Here is a 15,326-nt window from a genome sequence, read left to right on the forward strand (position 1 = left end):
ATGATACCAAAATAGGACTATGATCAAATGTAATTCATGTTAAATCGATAAATATGCGCAGCCCCATCGTTTTGGTTCCCGCTTGCGTCAATCTGGTTGGCGTCCACGCCAGCCACACGGCGCATCTCAAGTACGTCGCCGCCGTGGCCGACGGAGCACGCTGCACGCCGCTGATCGTGCCGGCGCTGGGCGCGGCCACCGATTTCGACGCGCTGCTGGACCTGGCCGACGGCATCATGCTGACCGGCTCCCCATCGAACGTGGACGCCGCCCTGTACGGACAGACGGTGCTCGATCCCCTGCTGCCGCGCGACCCCGCGCGCGACGCCACCACGCTGCCGCTGATACGCGCCGCGATCGAGCGTGGCATACCGTTGCTGGCGATCTGCCGTGGCTTCCAGGAGATGAACGTGGCGCTGGGCGGCACGCTGCACCAGGCGGTGCACGATGTCCCGGGCATGTCCGACCATCGCGAGCAAAAAACGCTGACGCTGGAGCAGCAGTACGCCGCGTCGCACCGCGTGACCTTGGAAGCGGGCGGCCGTTTGGCGCGAATACTGGATGGCGCAGCGACGATCATGGTCAATTCGCTGCACGGGCAGGGCATCGCCAAACTGGCGCCGTCCCTTGTGGTTGAAGCCCGCGCCGACGATGGCCTGGTCGAGGCCTACAGCCTGGCGGGCGACACGGGATTCACGCTCGCGGTACAGTGGCACCCCGAGTGGCGGTTATCCGAGAACCCCGACTCGATCAAGTTGTTCCAGGCCTTCGGCGAGGCCTGCCGCATCTACAAGCAAGGGAGAGACGCATGAAGACCTACGAACAGTGGGCGCGGCGGGTCCCTTAGTGCCCCTTCTTGCGTCATCCCACAGCAGGCGCCCCACAGGCGGCCCCGCGCACGATCAAAACAACAATGAGAGAATTACATGGCAATCCGCGAGAACTTTACGTACACAGACATGGATCTGTGGCTGAACGAAAAACACGTCACAGAAATCGAATGCCTGGTGCCCGATCTGACAGGCGTGGCGCGCGGGAAGATCCTCCCGCGCGGTAAATTCACCCAGGAGCGCGGCATGCGCATTCCCGAGGCGGTGCTGGGCATGACCGTGACCGGCAATTACCCCACCGAGGACGCGGGCTACGACCGCGCCATCTCCAGCACCGACCGCGATATGATCCTGAAGGCCGATCCGACCACCATCACGATGGTGCCATGGGCCAGCGATCCGACTGCGCAGGTGATCCATGACTGCTATTTCTCCGACGGCCGCCTGGTCGACTTCGCGCCGCGCTCCGTGCTGCGCCGCGTGCTCAAGCTATATGAGGACAAGGGCTGGAAGCCGGTCGTCGCGCCGGAGCTGGAGTTCTATCTGACGGCGAAAAACACCGATCCCGATCTGCCTTTGAAACCGCCGATCGGCCGCAGCGGCCGCGCCGAGACCAGCCGCCAGGTCTACAGCATCGATGCCGTCAACGAATTCGATCCGCTGTTCGAGGACATCTACGACTACTGCGACCTGATGAACCTTGACGTCGACACCTTGATTCACGAAATCGGCGCCGGCCAGATGGAGATCAACTTCCTGCACGGCGACCCGCTCGGACTGGCCGACAAGGTGTTCTTCTTCAAGCGCACCTTGCGCGAGGCGGCGCTCAAGCACGACATGTACGCGACCTTCATGGCCAAGCCGATGGCGGGCGAACCGGGTTCCGCGATGCACGTGCACCAGAGCGTGGTCGATGTCAAAACGGGCATGAACATCTTCAGTGCCGAGGATGGATCGGCGGCGCCGATCTTCAAGCAATACATCGCTGGTCTTCAGCGCTACATGCCATCGGCGATGGCGATCGTCGCACCGTATGTGAATTCGTACCGCCGCCTGGTGCGCCACACGGCGGCGCCGATCAATATCCAGTGGGGCATGGACAACCGCACCGTCGGCTTCCGCGTGCCGGAATCGGGCGTGCAGGATCGCCGCGTCGAAAACCGCATCATCGGCGCGGACGCCAATCCCTACCTGGCCCTGGCGGTGACGCTGGCCTGCGGCTATCTGGGCATGACCGAGCAGCTGGAACCGACACCGATGACCGTGGGCAGCGCCTACGACCTGAAGGTCGAACTGCCGCAAGGCTTGCCGGAGGCGCTTCAGCATCTGCGTGCCGAGGACAAACTGCGCAGCGTATTGGGCGGCCGCTTCATCGACGTCTACGCCGCCATCAAGGACCTGGAGCATCAGGAATTCATGACCGTCATCAGCCCGTGGGAACGCGAACACCTGCTGCTGCACGTCTGATCATCCACCTCTCCAACAAGGAATCACTATGGCTAACAACTCATTGGCACCAAGCGCCGCGCTGGTCGCGTCGGTAAAAAGTCCCGCCGCGCCGCAGGTGTACGACACCGCCGCGATCCAGAAGCTGGATACCGCCCACTACATGCACCCGTTCACCGATCACAAGGCGCTGGGCGAAAAAGGCGCGCGCGTGATGGTGCGCGGCGAAGGCATCTACCTGTGGGATTCGCAGGGCAAGAAGATTCTCGACGGGATGTCCGGCCTGTGGTGCGTCAATGTCGGCTACGGCCGCACCAGCATCTCGGAAGCGGTGTACAGGCAGATGGAGACGCTGCCTTTCTATAACAGCTTCTTCAACACCACAAACGTGCCGGCCGTGCAGTTGGCGGCCAAGCTGGCGAAGATATCGCCGCCGCAGTTCAATCACGTCTACTTCACCGGCTCGGGCTCGGAAGGAAACGACACCAATCTGCGCATGGTCCGCCGCTATTGGGACGTGTTGGGATACAAGGAGCGCCACACCGTCATCAGCCGCCACAACGCCTATCACGGCAGCACCGTGGCCGGCGCATCGCTGGGCGGCATGGACGGCATGCACGCGCAGGGCGGCTTGCCGATTCCCGGCATCGTGCATATCGGCCAGCCCAACTACCTGGAGGCGGGGCGTGGCATGACCGAGGACGAATTCGGCATCGAGGCCGCGTCCTGGCTGGAGAAGAAAATCCTGGAGGTCGGCGCCGACAAGGTCGCGGCCTTCATCGGCGAGCCGGTGCAGGGCGCTGGCGGCGTGATCATCCCGCCCGCGACCTACTGGCCGGAGATCCAGCGCATCTGCGACAAATACGGCATCTTGCTGATCGCCGATGAGGTGATCTGCGGCTTCGGGCGGCTCGGCAAGTGGTTCGCGTCGGAGCTGTTCGGTATCAAGCCCGATCTGATCACCTTCGCCAAGGGCGTCACATCCGGTTATGTGCCACTGGGCGGCGTGCTGGTAGGCGACCGCGTGGCCGATGTGCTCATCGGGCAGGGCGGCGAGTTCAATCACGGTTTCACCTATTCCGGCCATCCGGTCGCCTGCGCGGCGGCACTGGAGAATATCCGCATCATCGAAGACGAGAAGCTGGTCGAGCGCGTCGCCGGCGAAACCGGCCCGTACCTGAAGAAGCGCTTTGCGGAACTGTCCGACCATCCGCTGGTCGGATACGCGGACAGCTGCGGCTTTGTCGCGGGTCTCAACCTGGTGCGCACCAAGGGCGCCGTTCCGCACGATAACGTGTCGTTCGACGAGGCGCTGGGCGTGGGGATGGTCTGCCGTGGATATATGTTCGACAACGGCATGATCATGCGCGCCGTCGGCGACCGCATGATCATCGCGCCGCCGCTGGTCATGACCGTGGCCCAGATCGACGAGATGGTGGCGCTGATCCGCAAGTGTCTGGATCTGACTTACGCGGACATCAAGGAACGCGGCTGGGTCTAAACCTGAATTGGACTGGAGCGAAAAATGACGACAAAGATGGTGGCAACATCGTGGCATGAGCGGGCGGCAAGCCTGCAGATGGATGGCCGCGCCTTTATCGGCGGCCAGCGCGTATGGGCGAGGAACGAGCAGCAGTTCGAGAACCTGTCGCCGATCGACGGCCGCAAGCTGGGCATGGTGGCGCGCTGCGACGGCGCCGATGTCGACGCGGCGGTGGCCAGCGCGCGCGAGGCTTTCGAGGCGCGCAGCTGGGCGGGCAAGTCGCCGGCACAGCGCAAGCGTATCATGATCAAGTTCGCCGATCTGGTGCAAAAGCATGGCCCGGAGCTGGCCCTGCTCGAGACGCTGGACATGGGCAAACCGATCAAATACAGCCAGAGCGTGGACGTCGGCGCGACCGCCAATTGCCTGCGCTGGTATGGCGAGGCGATTGATAAGATCTATGACGAGATCGCGCCGACCGCCGAGAACAGCCTCGCGTTGATCACGCGCGAGCCGGTCGGCGTGGTCGCCGCCATCGTGCCGTGGAACTACCCGATGATCATGGCGGCATGGAAGATCGCGCCGGCGCTGGCCGCCGGTAACAGCGTGGTGCTCAAGCCGTCGGAGAAGTCGCCGCTGACGGCGCTGCGGCTGGCCGACATCGCGCTGGAGGCGGGCATTCCGGCCGGCGTGTTCAATGTGCTGCCCGGATACGGCCACGAGGCCGGCGCCGCGCTGGCGCTGCACATGGATGTCGACTGCATCGGCTTCACCGGCTCCACGCGCGTCGGCAAGCAGATTTTGCAGATGGCCGGCCAGTCGAACCTCAAGCGGGCGTGGACTGAGTTGGGCGGCAAGTCGGCCAATATCGTCTGCGCCGATTGCCCCGACCTCGATGCGGCGGTGGCCTCGGCCATCGGTTCGATTTACTTCAACCAGGGCGAGAGCTGCAACGCGCCTTCGCGTCTGTTCGTGGAGGCGTCGATCAAGGACCGATTCATCGAGAAGGCGCTGGCGATGATGCCGGACTTCCAGCCCGGCGATCCGCTCGACGAGAACACGGTGATGGGCGCCATCGTCGATGCGACGCAGTTGAAGACGGTGCTGGGCTACATCGAGGCCGGCAAGACGGGCGGCGCCAAGCTGCTGTCGGGCGGGCGTCAGGCGCGCACCGAGACCGGAGGCTTCTTCGTCGAGCCGACATTGTTCGACCAGGTCGACAGCGACATGACCATCGCGCGCGAAGAGATCTTCGGACCGGTGCTGTCGGTGCTGGCTTTCACCGACTTGAAGGAAGCGATCAAGCAGGCCAATTCCACGCCCTATGGTTTGCAGGCCGCCGTGTGGACGTCCGACATGACCAAGGCGATACAGACGGCGCGCGCGCTGCGTGCCGGCACCGTGCACGTGAACCAGTACGACGGCGACGACATCACCGTGCCATTCGGCGGCTACAAGCAGTCCGGCAATGGCCGCGACAAGTCGCTGCATGCGTTCGATAAATACACCGAGCTGAAAACCACCTGGATTCAGATCGGCTAATCAAGAGAGAGTTGGATGAGCAACGCGGAACGACAGGAGGAGATGGCTGCGCAGGGCGTGAAATACATATTCGCCCAGTTCACCGACATCCATGGCGCGGCGAAAGGCAAGCTGATACCGCTCGCCCACCTGGACGATGTCATCCATCCGGGCGCCGGCTTCTCGGGGCCTTCGATCTGGGGCACCGGCCTGCCGCGCAGCGGTCCGCGCTCGGAATACTATGGTCGCGCCGATCTTTCGACCCTGCAGGCCATGCCCTGGCTGCCCGGTTATGCGCGCGTGGTGCTCGACGGCCATGTCGCCGGCCAGCCGTTTGATGTCTGTCCGCGCCAGACTCTGCGCAGGCAGGTGGAGCGGCTGGCAAAGCATGGCTGGACCCTGAACGCGGGACTGGAGCCGGAGTTTTTCCTGCTGCAAAAAGCGCAGAACGGTTACGACGCCGAAGCTGCCGACACGCTGGAAAAGCCTTCCTACGACACCAGAAGCCTGTTGCGCCGCCGCTCGTTTCTGGAGAAGCTGACCGCGTCGCTGGACCAGTGCGGCCTGGGCGTGTTCCAGATCGATCACGAGGACGCGACCGGCCAGTTCGAAGTCAATTACAGATACGCCGATGCGTTGAAGGCCGCCGACAACTTCATGCTGTTCAAGATGGCGGCGCATCACATCGCCGAGGAGGAGGGCATGCTGTTCTCGATGATGCCCAAGCCGTTCGCCGACCGCCCGGGCAGCGGCCTGCATTTCCATCTGTCGCTGGCGGATCAAGACGGCAAGCCGGTGTTCGCGGCTGATAAGGATGACCGTGAACTCGGCTTGTCGCCGCTGGCCTATCGTTTCATGGCCGGTCTGCTGCGCCATGCGCCGGCACTGACCGCCCTATGCGCACCCACCGTCAACTCCTACAAACGGCTGATGTGCGGGCAGTCCTTGTCCGGCACCAGTTGGGCGCCGGCGTTTATCGGCTACGGCAATAACAACCGCACCACCGTCGCGCGCGTCGTCTACCAGCGGATCGAATGGCGGCTGCCGGACAGCTCCGCCAATCCGTATCTGGCGCTGGCCGGCGTGATCGCCGCCGGCCTGGATGGCATCGAAAACTCCCTGGAGGTTGGGGAGCCGGTGAACCAGGATGTCTACGAGATGTCCGATGCCCGGCGCGCTGAATTGGGGCTGCGGATACTGCCGCAAAATCTGGGCGAGGCCGCCGCCGCGCTGCGAGCCGATACCGCAATGGCAACGGCCCTGGGCGAAGACTTCATCAAGGAATTCGTCGCGTTGAAGCGCGCCGAGTGGATCGAATACAGTCAACATGTGAGCGCGTGGGAGACCGCGCGATATATCGACCGGTTCTAACAGGAGAGAGGCATGAGCCAGGCAATGAAGGATTTTCTACGAGAGCGCAACATCCACGAGGTGGAATGCGTGATCGCCGACATGACCGGCATCGCGCGCGGCAAAATCCTGCCCAAGGACTTGTTCCTCAGCGAAGGCGAGATGCGCCTGCCCAAGAGCGTCCTGCTCAACACCGTCAACGGCGAGCAGCCGAACAACCTGCCCTACACAGGCGCCACCGATCCGGACATGATCTGCGTGCCGGATCTGGCCACGTTGCGGCAGGTGCCGTGGGCGGCGGAGAACGTCGCGCTGGTGATCCACGATTGCCAGAACTTCGACGGCACGCCGGTCGGGCTGTCGCCGCGCGCGGTGCTGCGCAAGGTCCTCAAGCTGTACGCCGATCGCGGATGGCAGCCGGTCGTGGCGCCGGAAATGGAGTTCTATCTGGTCGCCCGCAGCAGCAATCCGCACGAGCCGCTGACACCCCCGCTGGGCCGCAGCGGCAAGACCGAATCCGGCCGGCAGTCGTACTCGATCGACGCGGTCAACGACTTCGATCCCTTCTTCCTGGAGCTGTCGGCCTTCTGCAAGCAGCACCAGCTTGGCGTGGAAACGCTGATTCACGAAGCCGGCGCAGGCCAAATGGAGATCAACTTCACCCATGGCGACGCGCTGGAACTGGCCGACCGCGTGTTCCTGTTCAAGCGCGCGGTGCGCGAGACGGCGCTGCGGCACGGGATCTTCGGCACCTTCATGGCCAAGCCGATGGAGACGGAGCCGGGCAGCGCGATGCACATCCACCAAAGCATCCTCGATGCGGCGACCGGCAACAACATCTTCAGCGACAAAAAAGGTGAGCCCAGCCCCTTGTTCTTTAACTATATCGCGGGCCTGGAGCACTACACGGCGGCGGCCACGCTGCTGTTCGCGCCGCACGTCAATTCCTACCGGAGGCTGTCGCGCTTCATGTCGGCGCCGACCAATGTGCATTGGGGCTACGACAACCGGACCTGCGGCTTCCGCATTCCCAACTCGACGCCGACCAATCGCCGCGTGGAGAACCGCGTGCCCGGCGTCGACGTCAATCCCTATCTGGCGATGGCGGCGACCCTGGCGTGCGGCTACCTCGGCATGGTCGACGGCTTGACGCCTTCCGAGCCGACCGAGGGCAGCGCGGAGCATGTGCACGACCAGCTGCCGCGCAATCTGGAGGATGCGATTTTGCGCCTGCGCGAATGCAAACCGTTGAGCGAGATTTTGGGCGAGTTGTTCGTTCAGGCGTTCTGCGAGGTCAAGGAACTGGAATTCGCCACCTACAGCCGCGTGATCAGTTCCTGGGAGCGCGAGCATCTGATGCTGCTGGTGTGAGGAGCGCAAGATGCACGACACACGCGATGGATTGAACTGGCCGCGCGCGCAAGCGCTGGCGGCGCGGGAACGCGCAAGCTATGTTTCGCGCAATCCGGAATCGGCCAGGCTGGCGGGCGAGGCGGGGCGGCACTTGCTGTTCGGCGTGCCGATGCACTGGATGAATGACTGGTCGACGCCTTTCGCGCTGACGGTGGACGAGGCTTCCGGCGCGCGCTTCCGCGATGTCGATGGTCACGAGTACGTTGATTTCTGCCTGGGCGATACCGGCGCCATGTTCGGCCACGCGCCGCCCGCCGTGGCGCAGGCGATAGCGCGCCAGTCCACGCGCGGCTACACGGCGATGCTGCCGTCGGTGGACGCGGCGCCGGTTGCGGCCGAACTTGCGCGGCGTTTCGGTTTGCCGTACTGGCAGTTCGCGCTATCGGCTTCGGATGCCAACCGCTTTGTACTGCGCTGGCTGCGCGCGGCGACGGGGCGCGACAAGGTGTTGGTATTTAACGGCTGCTACCACGGCACTGTGGACGATGTGTTTGTCGATCTGGTCGATGGCGTGCCGACGCAGCGCGACAGCCTTTTGGGGCAGGTTCACGCGCTGACGGATCATACGGTGGTGGTGGAGTTCAATGACCTGGCAGCCTTGGAGGCTGCGCTGGCGAAAGGCGATGTCGCCTGCGTGCTGGCGGAGCCGGTGATGACCAATATCGGCATGGTGCTGCCGGAGGCCGGCTACTGGGAGGCGGCGCAGGGCGTCATCAGACGTCACGGCTCGCTGCTGGTGATCGATGAAACGCACACCATCAGCAGCGGACCGGGAGGCTATGCGCGTGAACATGGCATGCTGCCGGATGCGCTGGTCGTCGGCAAACCGATAGGCGGCGGGATTCCCTGCGCGGTGTATGGATTCACCGAGGAGCTGGCGCGCCGGGTCGAGCAGGCCAAGCGAGGCGCGCCGCCTGGGCACTCGGGCGTTGGAACCACGCTGAGCGCGAACATGTTCGCGATGGCCGCGATGCGCGCCAATCTGGAGCAGGTGATGACGGAGGCGGCGTACCGGCGGATGTTCGCGTTGGCGACAACGTTGGCGGATGGATTGCGTGATGTGATCGCGCGGCACCGGTTGCCGTGGTGCGTGACGCAAGTTGGGGCGCGTACGGAGTTCCAGTTCGCGGCGTCGGCGCCGCGCAATGGCACGGAGGCGCAGGCGATCCTCGACGGCGAGCTGGAACAGATCATTCATCTGTATCTGCTCAATCGTGGGCTGTTGATTACGCCGTTTCACAACATGCTGCTGGTGTGTCCGTCGACGACAGAGGGTGATGTCGCGCGCCTGCTTGCGGCGTTCGATGAATGCCTCGGAGAGATGCGTTGATGGTGGATGTCGCGTCAATCTGAAACACGTAGGGCGGATTAGCGCGCAGCGCGTAATCGGCCATCCGTGAGCCCTCGGCGGCTCATGGATGGCCGATTACGCCGTTCCGGCTAATCCGCCCTACGTGTCTCCGTGGTTTCGTTGGGGTGCGTGTCCACGGGTGGCGGCTTTAGAAGCAGTGCTCCAGCGCCGGGAAGCTGCCGTCCTTGACCGCCGCGACATACGCGCTGATGGCGGCGTCGATGCTGGTCTGGCCTTCCATGAAGTTCTTGACGAAGCGCGCTTTGCGGCCCGGGAAGACACCCAGCAGATCATGCATCACCAGCACCTGGCCCGAACAGTCCGGACCCGCGCCGATGCCGATCGTCGGTATCGCCAGCAGGTCGGTGACCTCTTTGCCCAGCGACGACGGTATCGCTTCGAGCACCAGCACCGAGGCGCCGGCCGCCTGCAGTTTCAACGCGTCGGCCTTCAGCAGATCCGCGCTGTCGGTGGTCTTGCCCTGCACCTTGTAGCCGCCCAGTTGGTGCACCGATTGCGGCGTCAGTCCCAGGTGCGCGCAGACCGGAATCGCGCGCTCGGTCAGGAAGCGCACCGTGTCGGCCAGCCATGCGCCGCCTTCCAGCTTGACCATGTGCGCGCCGGCCTGCATCAGCTGCACCGAGTTGGCGTACGCCGTCTCCGGCGTGCCGTAGGCGCCGAACGGCAGGTCGGCGACGATCAGCGCCGACTTGCTGCCGCGCGCGACCGAGGCGGTGTGGTACGCCACTTCGGCGACGGTGACCGGCAGCGTCGACTGATGTCCGTTGCAGACCATGCCGAGCGAGTCGCCGATCAGCAGCATTTCGACGCCGCAGCGGTCCATCAGCGAGGCGAAGCTGGCGTCGTAGCACGTCAGCATGGCGATTTTTTCACCGGCCGAACGCAGGGCGGCAAGCGTGTGGACGGTGACAGCCTTGGTGGCGGCCGCTTTGGCCGGTGCAGGTGAGGTGGTGGCGGCGGGCTTTTGGCTCGCGGCCAGTTCGTTTCCTTGCAAATAACCAGACATGGGGATTCCTTTAGAGATGAAGTCGGACCGCGATAGTGTAGTCCTGAATGCTATCGCGTGCAGAAGGTCAGGTGATCGGGCTAATGCCCTGGCCGGCGACGCCGGCCGCGTAGTCGCTCGCCGGGCCGCGTCCGGGGATATGGATCGCCGGCGCCAGTTCCAGCAACGGTACCAGCGCGAAGGCGCGTTCGGTCATGCGCGGGTGCGGCACGGTCAAGGTCGGGCTGGCGATGATGGCGTCGCCGTACAGCAGCAGGTCGAGGTCCAGGGTGCGCGGGGCGTTGCGGTAGGGCCGTTCGCGCCCGTGCGCCTGCTCGATGTCGTGCAGCGCCCGCAGCAGTGCCTCGGCGTCCATGGTGGTGGCGACGCGGGCGACGGCGTTGATGTAGTCGTCGCCGCTGGAGTCGATCGGCGCGGTGCGGTACATGCTCGATGCGGCCATCAGGGTGCAGCCGGGCAGGCGTTGCAGGCGTTCGAGGGCGTCGGCGACGTTGGCGCGCGCGTCGCCAAGATTGGCGCCGATGCCGATGTAGGCGATGGTGAAGGCGAAGCCGCCTTCATCCTTTTTGCCGATGATGCCCATGCCTGCGTGGACGAATTACTCGCCGGTGCCGCCGGCGCTGCTGGCGCCGGGTGTGCCGCCTTCGGCCGCCGCCGCAGGGCCTTTGCTACGGCCACCGCGACGTGGCGCGCGTTTGCGTTTGGTCGCCGCGCCGCCGGGGCCCGACGACGATGACTGGCCGGCCGTCGCGATCAAGTCCTCGCGGGTGGCCTCGTCGCCTTCATAGAAGGCGGTCCACCATTCGCCCAGTTCTGCGTCGATCTCGCCGGAGGCGCAGCGCAGCAGCAGGAAGTCGTAGCCGGCGCGGAAGCGCAGGTGCTCCAGCAGCTTGTAAGGCGACTTGCCGGTGCGGCGCTCGAAGCGCGGCTGCATCGACCAGATGTCGCGCATGTCGGTGCCGATCTTGCGCTGCAAGGCCAGCTTCTCGGTCTGCGAGTCGAGCACGTCGTCGGCCGCCAGGTGCAGCGCCGGAATGGTCTGCTCGCCCGCCGCGCGGTAGGCGGTCCATTTTTCCAGGACCTGGTGCCACAGCAGCGACGCGAACAGGAAGCCCGGCGACACGGTCTTGCCGGCGGCGATGCGGGCATCGGTCGAGTCCAGCGCCAACGTGACGAACTTGAAGCCGAGCGGCTGCTCCAGCACCACGTCGAGCAGCGGCAGCAGGCCGTGGTGCAGGCCTTCCTTGCGCAGCTGTTGCAGGCAGGCCAGCGCGTGGCCGCTCATGAGCAGTTTCAGCATCTCGTCGAACACGCGCGCCGGCGGCACGTTGTCGATCAGCGACGCCATCACGGGAATCGGCGCGGCGGTGACCGGCTCGATGGTGAATTTGAGCTTGGCGGCGAAGCGCACCACGCGCAGCATGCGCACCGGGTCTTCGCGGTAGCGCGCCTCCGGCTGGCCGATGATGCGTAGCGTCTTGGCGCGGATGTCCTCGATGCCGCCGTGGTAGTCCAGCACCTGCTGGTTGGCCGGGTTGTAGTACATGGCGTTGATGGTGAAGTCACGCCGTACCGCGTCCTCCGCCTGCGAGCCGAAGGTGTTGTCGCGCAGGACGCGGCCATGGTCGTCCTTGGGCGCGTTGTCCAAGGTGGTGCCGCGGAAGGTGGTCACCTCCAGCAGGTCCTGGCCGAACATCACGTGCACGATCTGGAAGCGCTTGCCGATGATGAAGGCGCGGCGGAACAGCTTGCGCACCTGCTCCGGCGTGGCGTTGGTGGCGATGTCGAAGTCTTTCGGCTTCACGCCCAGCAGCAGGTCGCGCACCGCGCCGCCGACGACGAAGGCCTCGAAGCCGGCTTCCTGCAAGGTGCTGGTGACGCGCACCGCGTTCGACGACAGCAGCTTCGGATCGATGCCGTGGGCGTCCGAGCCGAGTATCACCGGCGTGTTGGTGTCGCGGGCCTTGGCGGTCTTGTCTTTGGTGCCGAGGATTTTTCGGATCAGTTTCTTAATCATTGAATAGTTCAATTAAAGCCCAGCCTTGAGCGGTGGCGTGCGTTTTCAGGGTGGCGTTCGGGTTGGTCGCGATCGGGTGCGAGACGATCGACATCAGCGGCAGGTCGTTGTGCGAGTCGCTGTAGAAGTAGACGGTGTCGAAATCCTCCAGCGTCTTGCCCATCTTTTCCAGCCAGGCCTTGGTGTGGACGATCTTGCCGGCGCCCTGGGTCGGCGTGCCAAGCAGGCGGCCGGTTATCAAGCCCTCGGCGTCGCGTTCCGGCATGGCGGCGATCAGGTGCTCCACGCCCAGCGCCTTGGCGATCGGCGCGGTGACGAAGTGGTTGGTGGCCGTGACGATGGCCACCAGGTCGCCGGCGTCCTGGTGTTTTTTCAGCAGCGCCAGCGCGGCCGGGCGGATCGCCGGCACGATCACCTCGTTCATGAATCGCGCCTGCATTTCGGCCAGCCGCACGGGCGAAAAGCCGGCCAGGGTGCCGAGCGCGAACTCCAGGTATTCGACCGGGTCGATCGTGCCGGCCTGGTACTGCGCGTAGAAATCGTCGTTGCGGCGCTTGAAGGTGGCCGCGTCCACGGCGCCGATGCGCACTAAAAACTCGCCCCACTCGTGGTCGGAGTCGATCGGCAGCAGCGTGTGGTCAAGGTCAAAGAGGGCAAGCTTCATGCGGGATTCGTCATTCTTTCGCTTCCGCCTGCAACCACTCGCGCAACAGCGGCAGGGTGATCGGGCGTTGGGTTTCAAGGGAATACTGGTCCAGCGAGTCAAGCATCGTCGATAACGATCGCATGTCGCGCTGAAAATGGGACAGCAGGTAGGGTATCACGCCGGGCGACAGCGTCAAGCCACGGGCGGTGGCGGCGGCGCCCAGCGCGGCCACCTTCTCGTCGTCGGTCAGGCCGTGGATCTGGTAGATCAGGCCCCAGCCCATGCGGGTGCGCAGGTCCTCGCGTACCGGCAGCACGGCCGGGGCGACGGCGCCGCTGCAGACCATGAAGGCGTTGTTGGCGCGGATTTCGTTAAACAGCGCGAAGGCGTCGATCTGCGCCACCGGCGACAGTTTTTCGCAGTCGTCGAGCAGGTACAGGTCCACCTCGGGCGAATACAGGAACTCGGACTCGATCGAGAACGGCGAGATGTAGCGCGCGCGCCGCTGCTCGTCCTCGCCGCCGGCGCTGGCCAGCGCCTTGAGCAGGTGGGTCTTGCCCACGCCGCCCAGGCCCCACAGGTAGGCGAAGTGCTCGCGCGAGCTGCGATCGGCGAATTGCGCCATCAGCGCCGCCGCCTCGGCGTTCTGTCCCACCTCGAACGATGCGAGGCTGTGCGCCTGGTCCGCGCCTAAATCGAGCACCAGCTGTTTCATGGCGTTCGCCTTGGTTTGATCGTTTGCATAACGCTTTTCTTGACGCTTTTTTTAGATACGTCACGCATTATAGAGGGGCGCCGTGGGTCGTGGTGCCGAAATGCCAAGGAGAGGGGTCGCCCGTGCCGCCAGCCAGAATGCCGTGTGCTTGTGCTCTAGCGCGAGGGGAAATGGCATGGAATGTGATTTAGATGGTTTAAAAACGGCAGGTGGACGAGGCATTTTGATAAAATAGCGGATTGACCGGGTTCGCGCAGGCTTATTTGCGTGGATTTGTGCAGAAAAGCGCCGAAAACGTGCGATTTTGTTACGAAACGGTCTCCGCCTTCTATTTTACCGCCTCCGCTGCGAAATACACCATGAGCCAAACTTCAAATGTTTCCCTGTCCTACCGTGACGCCGGCGTCGATATCGACGCGGGCGACGCTTTAGTCGAAGCAATCAAGCCTTTCGCCAAGCGCACCATGCGCGAGGGCGTCATGGGCGGCTTGGGCGGTTTCGGCGCCATGTTCGAGATCAGCAAGAAGTACAAGGAGCCGGTGCTGGTGTCCGGCACCGACGGCGTCGGCACCAAGCTCAAGCTGGCGTTCGAGCTCAACCGTCATGACACGGTCGGCATCGACCTGGTCGCCATGAGCGTCAACGACATCCTGGTGCAGGGCGCCGAGCCGCTGTTCTTCCTCGACTATTTCGCCTGCGGCAAGCTCGACGTGGCGATCGCCACCGACGTGATCAAGGGCATCGCCCAGGGGTGCGAGCAGGCCGGTTGCGCGCTGATCGGCGGCGAGACGGCCGAGATGCCGAGCATGTACCCGGCCGGCGAGTACGACCTGGCCGGTTTCGCGGTCGGCGCGGTGGAAAAATCGAAGATTATCGACGGCACCAAGATCGCCCCGGGCGACGTCATCCTGGGCCTGGCCTCGTCGGGCGTGCACTCGAACGGTTACTCGCTGGTGCGCAAGATCATCGAAGTGGCCAAGCCTGACCTGGAAGGCGACTTCCACGGCAGGAAGCTTTCGGACGTGCTGATGCAGCCGACCCGCATCTACGTCAAGCCGCTGCTGGCGCTGATGGCGGCGATGGAAGTCAAAGGCATGGTGCACATCACCGGCGGCGGCCTGGTCGAGAACATCCCGCGCGTGTTGCAGCCGGGCCTGGTGGCCGAGCTGGATTCGACCTCGTGGACCCTGCCACCGCTGTTCACGTGGCTGCAACAGCACGGCGGCGTGGCCGACGCCGAGATGCACCGCGTGTTCAACTGCGGCATCGGCATGACGGTCATCGTCGCGCAGGAAAACGCCGCCGCCGCCATCGAGCAGCTGGAAGAGGCCGGCGAGATCGTCTACACCATCGGCAAGATCCGCGCCCGCGTCGGCGACGAGCACCAGACCATCGTCGTGTAAGCCAAGATTTACATGCGAGAAAAAAGCGGACCACGCCAATGCGTCGTCCGCTTTTTTATTAAACTGCGCAAAAATGAGTTCCGCATGCAGACCGAAGTGACACGTAGGGCGGATTAGCGGAGCG

13 protein-coding genes are annotated in these 15,326 nt (G+C 64.2%); 8 read left to right on the forward strand and 5 right to left on the reverse strand.

Annotation, left to right across the window (positions count from 1 at the left end; all coding sequences use genetic code 11):
• Positions 1-53 precede the first annotated feature (53 nt).
• From MRBLMU1_RS29840 to MRBLMU1_RS29870, 7 genes are all read left to right on the forward strand, one after another.
• Entirely contained in the window at positions 54-812 is a 759-nt protein-coding gene (locus MRBLMU1_RS29840) for a gamma-glutamyl-gamma-aminobutyrate hydrolase family protein (protein ID WP_363509730.1), read from the forward strand.
• Between the two features lie 114 nt (positions 813-926).
• On the forward strand, positions 927-2,297 hold the full coding sequence (locus MRBLMU1_RS29845; RefSeq protein ID WP_363509732.1) for a glutamine synthetase family protein: 1,371 nt from the start codon (positions 927-929) through the stop codon (positions 2,295-2,297).
• A gap of 28 nt (positions 2,298-2,325) precedes the next feature.
• Complete coding sequence (locus tag MRBLMU1_RS29850; RefSeq protein ID WP_363509734.1) at positions 2,326-3,777, forward strand: aspartate aminotransferase family protein; 1,452 nt, start codon at positions 2,326-2,328, stop codon at positions 3,775-3,777.
• Positions 3,778-3,813: 36 nt separating this feature from the next.
• On the forward strand, positions 3,814-5,301 hold the full coding sequence (locus MRBLMU1_RS29855; RefSeq protein WP_363510247.1) for an aldehyde dehydrogenase: 1,488 nt from the start codon (positions 3,814-3,816) through the stop codon (positions 5,299-5,301).
• A 15-nt stretch (positions 5,302-5,316) separates the two neighbouring features.
• Positions 5,317-6,651: a type III glutamate--ammonia ligase gene (gene glnT, locus MRBLMU1_RS29860; protein WP_363509736.1), complete on the forward strand. Its 1,335-nt coding sequence runs from the start codon at positions 5,317-5,319 to the stop codon at positions 6,649-6,651.
• 12 nt (positions 6,652-6,663) lie between these two features.
• A complete protein-coding gene (locus tag MRBLMU1_RS29865; RefSeq protein WP_363509738.1) occupies positions 6,664-8,001 on the forward strand; it encodes a glutamine synthetase family protein in 1,338 nt (445 codons plus the stop codon).
• A gap of 10 nt (positions 8,002-8,011) precedes the next feature.
• On the forward strand, positions 8,012-9,373 hold the full coding sequence (locus MRBLMU1_RS29870; protein ID WP_363509740.1) for an aspartate aminotransferase family protein: 1,362 nt from the start codon (positions 8,012-8,014) through the stop codon (positions 9,371-9,373).
• 169 nt (positions 9,374-9,542) lie between these two features.
• Here MRBLMU1_RS29870 and panB read toward each other — a convergent pair whose 3' ends face one another.
• From panB to hda, 5 genes are all read right to left on the reverse strand, one after another.
• Positions 9,543-10,421, reverse strand: coding sequence for a 3-methyl-2-oxobutanoate hydroxymethyltransferase (gene panB / locus MRBLMU1_RS29875; RefSeq protein WP_363509742.1), 879 nt, complete (start codon positions 10,419-10,421; stop codon positions 9,543-9,545).
• Positions 10,422-10,488: 67 nt separating this feature from the next.
• On the reverse strand, positions 10,489-11,004 hold the full coding sequence (gene folK, locus MRBLMU1_RS29880) for a 2-amino-4-hydroxy-6-hydroxymethyldihydropteridine diphosphokinase (protein ID WP_363509744.1): 516 nt from the start codon (positions 11,002-11,004) through the stop codon (positions 10,489-10,491).
• A 15-nt stretch (positions 11,005-11,019) separates the two neighbouring features.
• A complete protein-coding gene (pcnB, locus tag MRBLMU1_RS29885) occupies positions 11,020-12,438 on the reverse strand; it encodes a polynucleotide adenylyltransferase PcnB (RefSeq protein ID WP_363509746.1) in 1,419 nt (472 codons plus the stop codon).
• Positions 12,431-13,102 (reverse strand): HAD family hydrolase, encoded by a 672-nt coding sequence (locus MRBLMU1_RS29890; protein ID WP_363509748.1) that lies wholly within the window; start codon positions 13,100-13,102, stop codon positions 12,431-12,433. Before MRBLMU1_RS29890 ends, pcnB begins: the two co-directional genes overlap by 8 nt.
• A gap of 10 nt (positions 13,103-13,112) precedes the next feature.
• The gene (hda, locus tag MRBLMU1_RS29895) at positions 13,113-13,799 is read right to left on the reverse strand and encodes a DnaA regulatory inactivator Hda (protein WP_363509750.1); all 687 of its coding nucleotides are present in this window, start codon (positions 13,797-13,799) and stop codon (positions 13,113-13,115) included.
• A gap of 359 nt (positions 13,800-14,158) precedes the next feature.
• Between hda and purM the strand changes: the two genes are divergently transcribed.
• Positions 14,159-15,202, forward strand: coding sequence for a phosphoribosylformylglycinamidine cyclo-ligase (purM, locus tag MRBLMU1_RS29900; RefSeq protein ID WP_363509752.1), 1,044 nt, complete (start codon positions 14,159-14,161; stop codon positions 15,200-15,202).
• Positions 15,203-15,326: the final 124 nt, after the last annotated feature.

The organism is Burkholderia sp. LMU1-1-1.1 (assembly GCF_040675865.1).
GTDB lineage: Bacteria > Pseudomonadota > Gammaproteobacteria > Burkholderiales > Burkholderiaceae_D > Rugamonas.